12 protein-coding genes are annotated in these 13,677 nt (G+C 50.3%); 6 read left to right on the forward strand and 6 right to left on the reverse strand.

What is annotated here, in order from left to right; translation table 11 throughout:
• The first annotated feature begins 136 nt into the window (after positions 1–136).
• Genes msrB through ACLPHM_RS06800 form a run of 4 tightly spaced genes read left to right on the forward strand, consistent with a single transcriptional unit; the run spans position 137 to position 2,172 of the window.
• Complete coding sequence (gene msrB, locus ACLPHM_RS06785; RefSeq protein WP_430220483.1) at positions 137–541, forward strand: peptide-methionine (R)-S-oxide reductase MsrB; 405 nt, start codon at positions 137–139, stop codon at positions 539–541.
• Entirely contained in the window at positions 538–1,098 is a 561-nt protein-coding gene (locus ACLPHM_RS06790) for a septation protein A (RefSeq protein ID WP_430220484.1), read from the forward strand. Before msrB ends, ACLPHM_RS06790 begins: the two co-directional genes overlap by 4 nt.
• Before the next feature lie 18 nt (positions 1,099–1,116).
• Positions 1,117–1,383: a BolA family protein gene (locus tag ACLPHM_RS06795; RefSeq protein WP_430220485.1), complete on the forward strand. Its 267-nt coding sequence runs from the start codon at positions 1,117–1,119 to the stop codon at positions 1,381–1,383.
• Between the two features lie 12 nt (positions 1,384–1,395).
• Positions 1,396–2,172 carry a peptidylprolyl isomerase gene (locus ACLPHM_RS06800; protein WP_430220486.1) on the forward strand — a complete coding sequence of 259 codons (777 nt, stop codon included), beginning with the start codon at positions 1,396–1,398 and terminating at the stop codon, positions 2,170–2,172.
• A gap of 64 nt (positions 2,173–2,236) precedes the next feature.
• On the opposite strand, the gene ligA is transcribed toward ACLPHM_RS06800, so the two are convergent.
• From ligA to smc, 3 genes are read right to left on the reverse strand one after another with little or no spacing between them, the layout of a single operon-like run.
• The gene (ligA, locus tag ACLPHM_RS06805) at positions 2,237–4,327 is read right to left on the reverse strand and encodes an NAD-dependent DNA ligase LigA (protein WP_430220487.1); all 2,091 of its coding nucleotides are present in this window, start codon (positions 4,325–4,327) and stop codon (positions 2,237–2,239) included.
• Complete coding sequence (locus ACLPHM_RS06810; protein ID WP_430220488.1) at positions 4,324–5,352, reverse strand: cell division protein ZipA C-terminal FtsZ-binding domain-containing protein; 1,029 nt, start codon at positions 5,350–5,352, stop codon at positions 4,324–4,326. Before ACLPHM_RS06810 ends, ligA begins: the two co-directional genes overlap by 4 nt.
• Positions 5,353–5,390: 38 nt before the next feature.
• Positions 5,391–8,909 carry a chromosome segregation protein SMC gene (smc, locus tag ACLPHM_RS06815; protein ID WP_430220489.1) on the reverse strand — a complete coding sequence of 1,173 codons (3,519 nt, stop codon included), beginning with the start codon at positions 8,907–8,909 and terminating at the stop codon, positions 5,391–5,393.
• Positions 8,910–9,171: 262 nt separating this feature from the next.
• On the opposite strand from smc, the gene lplT reads away from it, so the two are divergent.
• Positions 9,172–10,491, forward strand: coding sequence for a lysophospholipid transporter LplT (lplT, locus tag ACLPHM_RS06820; RefSeq protein ID WP_430220490.1), 1,320 nt, complete (start codon positions 9,172–9,174; stop codon positions 10,489–10,491).
• Between the two features lie 15 nt (positions 10,492–10,506).
• On the opposite strand, the gene ACLPHM_RS06825 is transcribed toward lplT, so the two are convergent.
• From ACLPHM_RS06825 to tsaB, 3 genes are read right to left on the reverse strand one after another with little or no spacing between them, the layout of a single operon-like run.
• On the reverse strand, positions 10,507–11,451 hold the full coding sequence (locus ACLPHM_RS06825; protein ID WP_430220491.1) for a uracil-DNA glycosylase: 945 nt from the start codon (positions 11,449–11,451) through the stop codon (positions 10,507–10,509).
• 2 nt (positions 11,452–11,453) lie between these two features.
• Positions 11,454–11,915: a ribosomal protein S18-alanine N-acetyltransferase gene (gene rimI / locus ACLPHM_RS06830; protein ID WP_430220492.1), complete on the reverse strand. Its 462-nt coding sequence runs from the start codon at positions 11,913–11,915 to the stop codon at positions 11,454–11,456.
• Positions 11,916–11,935: 20 nt separating this feature from the next.
• Positions 11,936–12,712 carry a tRNA (adenosine(37)-N6)-threonylcarbamoyltransferase complex dimerization subunit type 1 TsaB gene (gene tsaB, locus ACLPHM_RS06835; protein ID WP_430220493.1) on the reverse strand — a complete coding sequence of 259 codons (777 nt, stop codon included), beginning with the start codon at positions 12,710–12,712 and terminating at the stop codon, positions 11,936–11,938.
• 222 nt (positions 12,713–12,934) lie between these two features.
• Here tsaB and ompR point away from each other — a divergent pair, with 222 nt between their 5' ends.
• Complete coding sequence (ompR, locus tag ACLPHM_RS06840) at positions 12,935–13,669, forward strand: osmolarity response regulator transcription factor OmpR (protein ID WP_430220494.1); 735 nt, start codon at positions 12,935–12,937, stop codon at positions 13,667–13,669.
• Positions 13,670–13,677: the final 8 nt, after the last annotated feature.

Genomic DNA, 13,677 nt, shown 5'->3' on the forward strand with positions numbered 1-13,677 from the left:
ATAAAAAACGGTTGATTATATCGTGATCATTACAATTTATCGCCTAGTAAATACCATGCAAGCTTATACGACACTACAATTGGGCATACACTATGCGCTATAGTTTTGGCCGCTAGTCTCCCACAAGGTATTCGATGTGAACAAAATACGTAAAACGCCAGAGCAATGGCGTGCTCAACTTTCCCCTGAAGCTTATTATGTGACGCGCGAACACGGTACAGAGCGCCCTTATAGTGGTCAGTACTGGAGTACCACCACACCGGGAATTTATCGCTGCGTTGGCTGTCATACTCCTTTATTTGCCTCCGACACTAAATTTGATGCCGGTTGCGGTTGGCCTAGTTATTTTGACGCTATTAATCCCGATAACGTACGAGAAGAAGCCGATTACTCACACGGCATGGTACGTACCGAGATTCTTTGCAATATTTGTGATGCGCATTTGGGGCATGTCTTCCCAGATGGCCCTCCTCCTACTGGTCTACGCTACTGCATCAATTCGGTTGCTTTGACTTTTGAGCCCGAGTCCGATTTATCATGAAAAAACTCCTGTTTGACCTGTTTCCCCTGATTCTGTTTTTCATTGCATTTCGCATGTTCGATTTGTATGTGGCAACAGGTGTGACCATGGCCGCCGTCGCGGTGCAAATCATTTGGCTGAAAATTCGTCAACGCACGATTGAAGCGATGCACTGGATCAATCTGGCAATCATCATGGTCTTTGGTGGGGCCACATTGTTGTTTCAAAATGATGCCTTCATCAAATGGAAACCCACCGTCCTGTACTGGATTTTTGCTGGCGTACTATTAGGTAGTCGTTTGTTCTTACAGCGCAATCTGATGCAAAAACTGATGGGCGCACAAGTCTCACTGCCTACCGCCATCTGGGACAAACTCAATTACAGTTGGGTGCTCTTTTTTATTGCATCTGGCGCACTGAATCTTTACATTGCCTTTTCAGGCCAGTTTACTGAAGAGCAGTGGGTAAGTTTTAAAGCCTTTGGGCTATTAGGTTTGTTGGTGGTTTTTGCGATTGGCCAATCGATTTGGTTGTCCAAACATATCAAAACCCCAGCCGCCAACGATGACCACGTTTAACAGGGCCATTTGATCGTTATGAACGTTACTGAACGCATAGAAGAACTCACCCGCCGTCTGGCTGACCTAGACGCCACACATCTAGAAGTCATTGACGAGTCCCACCTGCATGCCGGACATGCAGGCGCTAAGGGCGGCGCTTCGCACTTTAGACTGATCATAAGTTCACCAAAATTTACGGGGCTAAATACACTGGCGCGTCATCGCCTTGTGTATGATCGGGTATCAGACCTTATGCCTCATCCTATTCACGCGCTATCCATACAGGCTAGCACTAACTCTTAAGAAAGGATCCACATGAAACGATTTGCCGCACTTATGTTGTCCTGCGCAATGGCTGCTCCTTTGTACGCACAAACCGCAGCAACCGTAAATGGCAAGCCCATTTCACAAAAATCCGTGGACGACTTCATCGCTCTGCTGATCGAACAAGGTGCTCAAGATAGCCCCGAGCTGCGTGAGCAAGTGAAGCAAGAAATCATTGGTCGTACCATCATGGTACAAGCGGCTGAAGCGGCTGGCGTAGCCAACCAACCAGCAGTTAATCAAGAAATTGAATTGGCTAAACAAGGCATCATGATTCGTGCCTTGATGTCTGACTACCTGAAGAAAAACCCCGTCACTGACGCTCAGGTATCTGCAGAATACGAAGTACTGAAAAAACAAGAAGCTGGCAAACAAGAATACCGTGTACGCCACATCTTGTTGGATAACGAAGAGCAAGCGAAAACCGTATTGGCCGACTTGAAAGCCAAAAAAACCAACTTTGCTGATGCTGCTAAACAGTACTCCAAAGATCCAGGCTCTGCCACTCGCGGTGGCGATTTGGGTTGGGCCGCCTCATCCAGCTATGTAGCACCTTTTGCTAACGCGGTAACCAATCAGAAAAAAGGCGAGCTTAGCGCTGCGCCCGTACAATCTGATTTCGGTTGGCACATTCTGGTAGTTGAAGACAACCGCCCTATCACTTTCCCTGAGCTAAACGAAGTGAAAGACCAGATCGCGGAAATGATGCGTCAAACCAAACTGGAAGAGTTCCAACAATCTTTGCTGAAAGACGCAAAAGTTGAGTAGTACTTCTACGTTATAGGTATAAAAAAAGCTGGCCTAGGCCAGCTTTTTTTATGGACTATCGCTTTTACTGCATACCCAACAAGGCTTTAAGACCATCCTCGTCTAGCACAGCCACGCCCAACTCTTCTGCTTTACGCAGCTTGCTACCCGCCTCTTCACCAGCCACCACATACGCTGTTTTAGAGGAGACTGATCCGCTCACCTTGCCGCCTGCGCCTAAGATATGGCGCGTCGCTTCGTCACGCGTCCAAGTGGGCATCGTACCTGTCAGTACAAAGGTTTGACCACTTAAGCTTTGCGAACGCTGCCTGCCCTCTGTAGATGCTTCGGGTAAGCGCACACTCACCCCCGCTTCCAACAAACGCTGTACGGCTTCACGGTTGTGGGGTTCAGAGAAGAAGTGCGCAATAGACGCTGCCACTACCGGCCCAACTGCTGACACCTCTAGTAGCTCTTCTTCCGAGGCATCCATAATGCGATCTAAAGACCCAAAATGTTTGGCCACGTCACGCGCTGTGGTTTCACCCACATGACGAATCCCTAAGGCATACAGCAAACGCTCTAGCTCTGGGTTTCTGGCTTCATCTATGGCCTTGATCACATTAGCGGCTGACTTCTGGCCCATACGCGGCAACAGCAGCAGCTCTTCTACCTTTAAGGTGTACAGATCAGCCAAGGTTTTCACACGCTCGCTGTCTACCAATTGCTCGATGAGCTTCTCACCGATGCCATCCATATCCAATGCTTTACGTGATACTGCATGGGCAATGGTTTGCTTACGCTGAGCCGCACACACCAAGCCACCTGTACAACGGGCAATGGCTTCGTCTTCTACACGCTCAATAGCAGAACCACATACGGGGCACTCAGTGGGCATCACAAACGTCGTGGTCCCAATGGGGCGCAACTCAATCAATGAGCGCACGATTTCCGGGATCACATCGCCGGCGCGTCGAATCACCACATGATCGCCCACACGCACGTCTTTACGACGGATTTCATCTTCGTTATGCAGCGTGGCATTAGTGACCGTCACACCACCCACAAAAACCGGTTTTAAACGAGCTACAGGCGTAATCGCCCCGGTACGCCCTACTTGCACATCAATACCCAATACTTCGGTTTGAGCTTCTTCCGCTGGGAATTTATGTGCAATCGCAAAACGCGGAGCCCTCGCCACGAAACCAAGTACGCGCTGCTGGTCTAGATAATTGACCTTGTACACTACCCCATCAATATCAAAGGGCAAGTGCGCACGTTGCTCACCCGTCTGCTGGTAATAGGCCAACAAGCCTTTTACCCCTTTGACGACTTCGTGATTACGATTCACAGGCAAGCCCAATTGACGCAGCCATTGCAACATTTCGGCTTGCGTTGCATAAGGCTCAGCAAACTCGTGCTGTAGCTGTGACAACAAGTCTTGCTGTGGGCTAGGGGTTTGCACACTGATCTCACCCCAACCATAGGCATAGAAACGCAAACGTCGCTGTGCTGTGATACGAGGGTCTAACTGACGCAAACTGCCTGCCGCCGCATTTCTAGGGTTTACAAATACCTTGTCGCGCTTACGCAGTTGCTCTTGATTCAGTGCTTCAAAATCTTCTTTGTTCATGAGCACTTCGCCGCGCACTTCTAGCACGGCAGGCCAACTACCTTCCTTACCCAGCAACCGCAAAGGCACAGACTGTATGGTGCGTATATTGCTGCTGATGTCTTCGCCCGTAGCGCCGTCACCGCGTGTAGAGGCTTGCACCAATACCCCGTCTTCGTAACGTAAGCTCACCGCCAAACCATCAAACTTATATTCGGCGTTGTACTCCACTTGCTCGCCAGGACGTAACAAGCCCGCCGATTGCAAGGTGTCGCTAACACGCTTATCAAAAGCAGTCAGCTCATCCTCATCAAACGCATTGGACAAGGACAACATCGGCACTGCGTGTCTAACCGTAGCAAAACCATTCGCTGGTGCCGCCCCCACGCGCTGTGAGGGAGAGTCCGGTGAAATCCATTCAGGGTGTGCTGCTTCAATCGCCTGCAACTCGCGCATTAATACGTCGTAGTCTGCGTCGGTCACACTAGGCGCATCCAGCACATAATATCTATAGTTGTGCTGGTTAATTTCCTGCCTTAACTTCTCAAGACGCTGCTTAGTCACGCAAACACCCTCGCTGTACGCGACTCACCCGCCACAAACCCTGCTTCTTCCAACTGCTGATACATGGTGTAAAGCTGTTCATCAATCTGTTGATCACTCTGTTCTGAAAAAACTCTACCTTGCTCATCCAGCAATTGCCCGCCCAAACGGGCTGCCAAATCACGGCCCACACTGGCCATGCGGCTAAAGGCTTGGGTATCCATGGGGCTATTTGGCACATCCAGCACCAAATCTAGCCGCTCCACGCTTGCGGACTGCACATCTTCTACGGCTTGGCCATCAAACAAAACGGTGAAACGAGGAATACCCGAATCGGCCAACCACGCCATTTGTCGGCCATAACTCAAAAAACCGGCCTCGCCCAAGGTATTTAATACTCGCTGTACATTGACAGGGCCTTCTAAGCGCACCACCAAGCTCACCACGGCATCCAAACCTGCACACAATGCATCGAGTTGCTGCGCTTGCTGTACTACCAAATGCTGCTCTGGCCCTTCCAAACTGGCATCAAAATGCTGTGCCACGTTTTGTGCTGCTGACCACAAGCTAGACCACTCAATATCGCTTAACGGCCCAGTACGGTTTGCCAACAAGATCGCTAACTGCATGGACACATACTGTTCGGACTCAGCCAAGCGGGTGTGATGATTACCCTCTTCGGTGATGGCAAAAAAACGAATAGGTTTACTGAGATTGCGCAAACAGCTTTGCAAGACTTGCGAGAGTTCGCCGCCTTGCACAGGGTTATTAAAGCTAATGTCTATAACGGCTTCACACGTAGGATCCACCTCATCTACCTGCACGTCGTCCTGAGAGCTTTTTAGACTATCGGCAATACGCACGGTAGGTTCTTTACGCACTGGAGCCGTGCCACCTAATTGCCCCATCAGTGGATCACTTTCAGCTTCTGGCAACTTGGATTGCATTTGGCGACGGACTCGCTGGTCTTGCCACCAGTTAAACACCAGTACAAGAAGAATAATGAGAACACCAGCCGAAATCAGTCCAATTTGTAAATCACTCATCACGCCATCCGTATCCGAAAAATTCGTTAACCTGCCCGTTACGCTTCAGCCATCTGAATCGCAGACTCCACGTCTACGGCCACGATACGTGAAACCCCCTGCTCTTGCATGGTAACCCCAACAAGCTGCTTTGCCATATGCATGGCTATTTTATTGTGAGAAATAAATAAAAACTGCGTTTGGTCACTCATGCTGCTCACCAAACGTGCATAACGTTCAGTATTCGCATCATCCAATGGCGCATCCACCTCGTCCAACAAGCAAAATGGCGCTGGATTCAGCTTAAACAATGCAAACACCAGCGCTGTCGCCGTTAACGCTTTCTCACCACCAGACAATAAGTGAATCGTGCTATTGCGTTTACCTGGCGGCTGCGCCATCACCATCACACCAGCATCTAGTACTTCATCGCCAGTCATGATGAGTTTGGCCTCCCCACCACCAAACAATTTAGGGAATAGCTCACCAAAGTGCCCATTCACTACATTAAAGGTGCCTAGTAACAGCTCTCGAATTTCTTTGTCAATTTTACGGATGGCATTTTCCAGCGTCTCAATCGCTTGTGTCAAATCCTCATGCTGTCCATCTAGGTAGGTTTTACGTTCCTTTGCAGTTGCCAACTCTTCTAGCGCTGCCAAGTTCACAGCACCTAAGGCATCGATCTGCCTAGACACCCGCTGAACTTCGGACTGCAACCACCCTAAACGCTGCCATTGCTCTGGCTTTTCTTGCAGTAACTCACGTAACGCTTGCCTATCTACTTTGCGCTCGTCCAGCATTTCGGTGAATTGTTCTACCGACAATCTGGCGGCTTGCTCTTGCAACTGCAATTCGGTCACTTTTTGACGCAGTGGCTCTACCACCTGTTCTAATCTGGCACGTTCAGTCTCGGCTGTTTTCAGACTACTTGCCACATGCTCTAAGCGCGTACGAGCCACCAACAAATGCTCTTCCCTTTCCGCGCGCAGCATCAACGCCTCTTGTAGGCTTTCTTGTGCCGCGTCCACATCCATCACGGTCAGCTCACCCTGTAAGCCCGATAGCTCTGCCGCCGCACGCTCTAACTGTTCCTTAGCCAAGCGCTGGGTACGCGACAGCTCTTCATAGCGAGCTTGCAATAAGCGCTCTTGGTGACGTATTTCTTGGCTTTGATGTTCTCTATCGCGCCACTGTTGACGAATCTCTTGCAGCTCAGTGCTGACTCGCTCCAACAGCGCCTCTTGATCTTCTAACTGCTCTTGCAAGACCTCACGTTGCGCTTGCAGCTCTTCAGCCTGTAGTTCAGAGTCTTCCAAACTCGCAATGAGTTCTTCCTCTGACTGGCTTAGCTCAAGCAACTCTTGTGACAAACGCTGCAGCCTATCGCTACTTTGCTCGGCCTCTTGGCGCAATCTGGCATGTTCTAACTGTACGGTATGCAAACGCTCGGTAAGCTCGCCCACCCGCAAGCGCAAACTAGGCAACTGTTGTGAAACCTGCTGCCAGCCTTGATGCGCCTTCTGCTCGCTTTCTTTGTATTGCTCCAAATCCAGCTGGCTCGCACGCAACTGCTTTTGCAAGTTCACAATCTCTTGCTGACGCGCCAAAATCCCGGCCTGCGCATCATCAGGTGCATAAAAACGCACAGAGTACTGATCCAACAAATGCCCTTCAGGGCAAACCAACACCTGACCTGACGCGAGAGTCGCAACCTTATCCCACGCTTGCTCTAGGCTAGAGCACACCACCACATGCCCCAACCATGCCTGCAATAACTGCTGCAGTGCAGGATTAGGCAAACGCAACTTAGCCAACAGACTCTCTGCTGGGGCAGCCCCGGTAGGAGCCAAAGCAGGCAAGCTATAAAACTCTACTCGGGCAGGCGGCTCTGAGTTCAGCACCGATTTCAGCACTGTTAGGTCAGCAACCGAGACAGCACCTACGCGATCACGTAACACGGCCTCAACGGCTGTTTCCCAGCCAGGCTCTATGCCTAGCTGCTGCCACAAGCGACTGCCACTCGCTAAGCCATGCTTCTCTAACCATGGCTCTAATTTATCTTGGCGTTGCACATCTTCTTGCAACTGCACCAATGCATTTAGTCTAGCCTCTAGGCGTGCATGTTCAGCTTGATGTTGCTGCAATATTTGTTGCGCCTGCGTACGTGCTGCCTCGTGGCGGGGCAATACGCTCTCTTGTTCTTGCAACGCTTGTTGCGCACTGGCTAGCTGCTGTGACTGCAACTGCTTCTCGCCCTCTAAACGCTGCAATGCATGATCGTCAGGCCCTTGATGCTCTGAACGTTCTTTTTCCAGCCGCTCTTTGCGCAGCAACAATTGCTGGCGCTGACGCTGCATATCTTGTACGGCTTGTGCGCGTACCGCTTGGCTTTGCTCTATACGAGCCAATTGTTGACGCAAGCCATCACGCTTTGCTGACAACTCCTGCAATTGCGCTTCACGTTCAGGCAATAAACCTTGCGCATGCTCAGTCGCCGCTTCTGCCTCAGCCACTCGTATTGCGGCCTCTTCCTGCTGGGCGGCTAATTCTTCCAACTCTGCGGCACAATATTCTTGCTGCTCTTGCCACTCTTGCTGTTGTGCCCCCAACTGCGAGCGTCGACTCTGCATGCGATTACGCGTGTCTTGCACGTGACGTATTTCAGCCTCTAAGCTGCTGACTCTGGTACCCGCTTCATACACGGCGGCCTGCGCTTTGTGTACCGCATCACCCTCATCAAAATGTGATTGACGTAAGGTTTCCAATTGCGCCTCTACGGTTCGCAATCCACCTATAGCCGCTTCTACGTCCGTTTGCGCTTGTTCTATCGCTATGCTTTTCTTTTGCTGATCGTCTTTGGCACTACTTTCACGCTGCAACCATAATAAGTGCTGCTTAAGCTCGCCCTCTTCTTGTAGCGATTTATAGTGCATCGCCACTTCAGCCTGTTTGTGTAGGCGCTCTAGCTGATCCTCTAACTCACCCATGATGTCATCAAGACGGGTCAAGTTCTCACGCGTATCAGACAGCCTGCTTTCAGTCTCTTTGCGCCGCTCTTTATAGCGGGACACACCAGCGGCTTCTTCTAGGTACACGCGCAATTCTTCGGGCTTGGCTTCAATCAGCCTATTGATCATGCCCTGACCAATAATAGCGTAGCCCCTCGCCCCCAGACCGGTACCCAAAAAGATATCGTGGATGTCTCGGCGACGCACTTGCTGATTATTGATGAAATAGCTACTGGTGCCATCGCGTGTCAGCACACGACCTACCGAAATTTCGGAGTAGGTATTCCATTGCCCACCCACACGGCCTTCACTGTTATCAAAGACCAGTTCTACTGAGGCTCGTGCAGAGGGCTTTCTATTGCCACTACCGTTAAAAATAACGTCTTGCATAGACTCGCCCCTCAGTTCTGAGGCCCGAGTTTCACCCAACACCCAACGTACGGCGTCGATAATATTGGACTTTCCACAGCCATTTGGCCCTACTACCCCTACTAACTGGCTAGGAGTAGGAATAACGGTAGGGTCAACAAACGACTTGAATCCAGCAAGTTTTATTTGAGTTAAACGCACGAGTTCAGCAAACAAGCGTTAGCGAAAAGCTAGCAACATCACCGAATTGACACAAATTCACCAATTATCTCGTGATGCTAAAAGCCAAAAACGTAATGATACCGCACACAGCGCCCGCGCCAAATTCTACTCATCAAAATATTGATACTGATATATGATTTGGCTCTTTGGCTTCAATTTTGCATCATACCGCGCCTAGTAAGGCCTACAGGGCTAAGCGCATGCCTTACAATGACGGTAAGGCTACCAATAAGGAAAAATTTTGAAACGAGGTTTTTATCTAGTCATGGGCGCACAAGCATTGTCGTCCATTGCCGACAACGCCTTGCTGATTGCAGCATTTGCCCTGATTGCTGACTTGCAAGGTCCCAGTTGGATGCTTCCCATGATGAAGTGGTGGTTTGCACTTGCCTACGTAGTGCTAGCAGCCTTTGTAGGTGCATTTGCTGATGCGTACCCTAAGGGCCGCGTCATGTTCATCACTAACTCGGTAAAAATCTTAGGCTGTGCCTTGATGTTTGCCTATCAATTCATCTCTAACGATACGGCCATACAGCTGTTCACCATCTTCTTTGCCTACACCCTAGTAGGGATAGGAGCGGCAGCATACTCGCCTGCCAAATACGGCATTGTGACCGAAATGCTGCCCCCTCAGGATTTAGTAAAAGGTAATAGTTGGATTGAAGGCCTTACCGTGTTGTCCATTATTGTGGGTACGGTATTGGGCGGTGTGCTCATCACGCCTGAGGTGTATCACTACCTGCAGCAACTGCCAGGCATTACCAGCATTGCGCAAAACCGCGCAGAGATCGCCATCTTGGTCATTGGTTGTATTTATATTGCCGCAGCGTTGTGCAACTTGATGATCCCCAACACCAATATCAAATACCCCAAACAAAAAACCAACCCTATTGCCTTACTGCGTGACTTCCGTTTTTATGTACTGGTGCTGTGGCGCGACAAGTTGGGTCAGATTTCTCTTGCTGTCACCACCCTATTCTGGGGTGCCGGTGCCACGCTGCAATTGATCGTTATTGAATGGGGTGCGCAGCACTTGGGCTACACCCTTGATGAAGCCACTATCTTGATGGGTGTGGCCGCCTTCGGTACGGTGATTGGTGCTGTCTGTGCTGGCCAAATCCCACTGCGTCACTCGCTTAAAGTGCTACCTATGGGTGTGCTCATGGGCTTGGTAGTATTGTTGATGCCTGTGGTCTACTCACCCTGGGCCGTCTACACTCTGCTACTTATGATTGGCGCCCTGTCAGGCTTCTTTGTCGTGCCTATGAACGCCTTGCTGCAACATCGTGGTCACGTACTACTATCAGCCGGCCACTCCATTGCGGTACAAAACTTCAATGAGCAATTAAACATCTTGTTGATGCTGGCTATCTACAGCTTGATGCTGTGGCTGAACCTGCCTATCAACGTGATTATTGTGATCTTTGGTTTACTAGTTGCCAGCCTGATGCTGTTGTTCATTCGCTGGAGCCGTTATAACCATAACAAGTTCCCACAACTGCGCCGACAAATTGGCCAAAAAGGCCACGGTCGCGCACTAAGCCGCCACCGTTGTCAATAAAAACTGTATTGAGTTTTAGCCCTGTTGATTCAGGGCTTTAACCAACGCTAGATCACGCCACGCATTCGCTTTATGCTGTGGACGCAATAACAGAGCAGCAGGGTGATAGGTCACGATCAACGGAATGGCCTTACCCTGCGGCGACTGCCAGTGATGCACCTTCTCTCGTAGCTCTTCTATATCACTGTTATTGTTCAACAGTTGATTCGCTGCCATTTGCCCCAACACCAACATAAACGCTGGCTGTACTAGCTCTATCTGCTTGAGCGTATAAGGGCTGCACGCTGTAATCTCGTCAGCTTCAGGCATACGGTTATTTAAGGGCCGGCATTTCACCAAATGGGTAATGAAGCTATGCTCTGCCTCACCTAAGCCCACGCTAGTAAGCATGGCTTGCAGCAACTCACCAGCCTGCCCATCAAAGGCAACACCGTGCCTATCGTCCACATCACCTGGCGCATCGGCAATCACTAACCATCGTGCCTGAGGATCCCCTTTGCCAAATACGGCTTGCGAACGCATTTGATGAAGCCCGCACGCTTGACACTGCTGCACAGCCTCTTGTAGCGCTGAGAAAGTATTGGGAATTTCAGCAGGTGCACTCGCCACCGCTACGGTGGAGTCATCTTCTGCGCGTGCATTTTGACGTATGCCAGCCGCTTGGCGCAGAGCCTGAATTGCCGCTTTCAAACCACTTTCAGTTTGAGGCGCTGGCGCTGGTGCTAGTGCTGGTGCTGACGATGATACGTCGGTACGAACTGCCGATTGCTCTACTGCTGGCTCAGCCATAGCTGTAGAACCTGACGTAACCGGCGTTGCTGTGGCTGCCGAGGGCGCGGCTTGGGCTGTCTCTACACTTGCACCTAGGCGATGCAAATGGGTACGCTCCACCCCCAGCTCTTGCAGCCAAGCTAGTTGCACTGAGTTCAATACCACACGCGGTGAAGCCGAAACGTCCATAACTACTCTACGCCCAAATCTTTTTGCAGCAACAACGCATCTTCACGCTGTTGCTCATCTACTGGATAGTAATTTTTGCGCATACCAATCTGGCAATAGCCTCTAGCTGCATAAAACACTTGTGCTTGTTGATTAGACCGTCTGACTTCCAACAAGAGGGCTTCACGCCCTTTTTGGCGCACCAACTGCTCGCCTGCCTCTAGCAAAGCAGAACCCACACCTTGAGATTGCCATGTGGGGTCTACGCCTATCAGCAGCAGCTCACCCACATCAGGCCCCATCATAATAACCATAAAGCCCACAACGGCTGTCTCGACCTCTGCCACAAACATGACATGACAGGCGAGGTAGCTATCACGAAAATTCGCTTCACTCCACGGGAACTGTTGCACCTGCGCTTCAATGCCAGCTACTACCGCCACATCTGCCAGTTTCATTTCTCGAATGGTTACTGCATGGGTCATGTTCAGTATCCTTGTCTCGCTCACGCAGGGCGCCACGCTGCCGCTGGGTTACCGCCCAAGCCCTGCTCGCGCTCTGCGGTCGTAAAGGCGACTTTATCGCGTACGTAACTAGGTGCGGCTAATTCGGCAGCAATACCTTCGCCAGCCAGAAATGCACGTAACCCTAAATGCGCAACAGCTTCAACATCCGGTTTAGCGGTGTCTCCTAGCTGTATACTTGGCATAGCTTGCAGGTTGGCGACGAGATCAGGAAATGCCACCAACGCGTCTCCGCTTACTCGGATAGTACCCTCTTCATTTTCTTGGTTACGTATGTACGTCAACCAATCCGGCAAAACTTGAGCGTCAATTAGTAACGAATTGTAACAGCACGCCCAGGTTTTGGACTTTTCCTCGTACCTATAGGCCGCCACATAGAGCTCTTGCATCCTAGCGTCTAAGGCTACAACCTCTAGTTGACCTGGTACTTTCTCTAGCGCGTCAGCCACAGCCAAGAGCGATGGAATGGGTACAACGGGGCAACCCAATGCAAAGGCTAACCCCTGCGTCACACCACAGGCAACTCGTAATCCTGTAAAGCCTCCGGGGCCTTGCCCAAAGGCGATAGCTGAGATTTCATGCCGTTTTACGCCTGCTTCAGCCAGCACTTCTTCTACCATGGGCAGCAGAAACTCTGCGTGCTCACTGCTACCTTCGTGACGACGTACGTAGAGCTGCGTTGTTTCACCACGCAGGCTTAACAACGCGACGCCACAGACTGATGTTGATGTTTCTAAAGCCAAAATATGTACTTGCATAGCGTTATTTTACGTCTTTTCTGTCATTAACAAAGAACTACAAAACAATTACGAGAAGGGCTTTACAAGCACTGTTACATCTATAAAATTGCACACTAGCGGCCTTTGAAAACACGGCGTTTCGCGATGGTCTTCCCCTAACATTTCGTACACCTGAGTCTGAATCAGTTAAATTTCTGAAACAGCACTGATGCGAACAACACGGAGCCAGTCACCTTCATTATGAATACACAAGCACAACCTTTATCCCGTAAAATTCTCGTCGTCGATGATGATCCCCGACTGCGCGACCTTCTACGCCGTTATCTTTCGGAACAAGGTTTTAATGTTTTTGTTGCTGAGGATGGCAAAGAAATGTCCAAACTCTGGCAACGTGAACACTTCGATCTGTTGGTACTAGACCTAATGCTTCCAGGTGAAGATGGCCTATCAATTTGCCGCCGCTTACGTGGTGGGCATGATAACACGCCCATCATCATGCTTACGGCCAAAGCCGAGGAAATTGACCGTATTGTTGGTCTGGAAATGGGTGCCGACGACTACCTCATCAAGCCCTTCAACCCTCGTGAGTTGCTTGCGCGCGTTAACGCGATTTTGCGCAGACGTGGCACTGAAGAACACCCCGGCGCCCCTAGCCAAGAAAATGAATCCATCGAGTTTGGTCCGTATACATTGAACCTGTCTACTCGCACCCTAACTAAAGGTGAAGAAGTAGTACCTATTACTACTGGCGAGTTCTCTGTACTGAAAGTATTTGCCCGTCATCCAAAAATCCCTCTGTCACGCGATAAGTTGATGGAATTGGCTCGCGGTCGTGAGTATGAAGCATTTGATCGTAGTCTGGACGTACAGATTTCCCGTTTGCGTAAACTGATAGAACCCAACCCTTCTAAACCTATTTTCATTCAGACTGTCTGGGGACTAGGTTACGTATTTATACCGGATGGTGGAAACTGATCTAGACT

Source organism: Paenalcaligenes sp. Me131 (genome assembly GCF_050487225.1).
GTDB lineage: Bacteria > Pseudomonadota > Gammaproteobacteria > Burkholderiales > Burkholderiaceae_B > Paenalcaligenes.

Bases quoted from the DNA above. Each gene is read 5' to 3' on its own strand.
- ACLPHM_RS06790 (WP_430220484.1), top strand. From the start codon at position 538: ATGAAAAAACTCCTGTTTGACCTGTTTCCCCTGATTCTGTTTTTCATT.
- ACLPHM_RS06795 (WP_430220485.1), top strand. From the start codon at position 1,117: ATGAACGTTACTGAACGCATAGAAGAACTCACCCGCCGTCTGGCTGAC.
- ACLPHM_RS06800 (WP_430220486.1), top strand. From the start codon at position 1,396: ATGAAACGATTTGCCGCACTTATGTTGTCCTGCGCAATGGCTGCTCCT.
- ACLPHM_RS06810 (WP_430220488.1), bottom strand. From the start codon at position 5,352: ATGAGTGATTTACAAATTGGACTGATTTCGGCTGGTGTTCTCATTATT.
- ACLPHM_RS06825 (WP_430220491.1), bottom strand. From the start codon at position 11,451: ATGGACGTTTCGGCTTCACCGCGTGTGGTATTGAACTCAGTGCAACTA.
- rimI (WP_430220492.1), bottom strand. From the start codon at position 11,915: ATGACCCATGCAGTAACCATTCGAGAAATGAAACTGGCAGATGTGGCG.
- tsaB (WP_430220493.1), bottom strand. From the start codon at position 12,712: ATGCAAGTACATATTTTGGCTTTAGAAACATCAACATCAGTCTGTGGC.
- ompR (WP_430220494.1), top strand. From the start codon at position 12,935: ATGAATACACAAGCACAACCTTTATCCCGTAAAATTCTCGTCGTCGAT.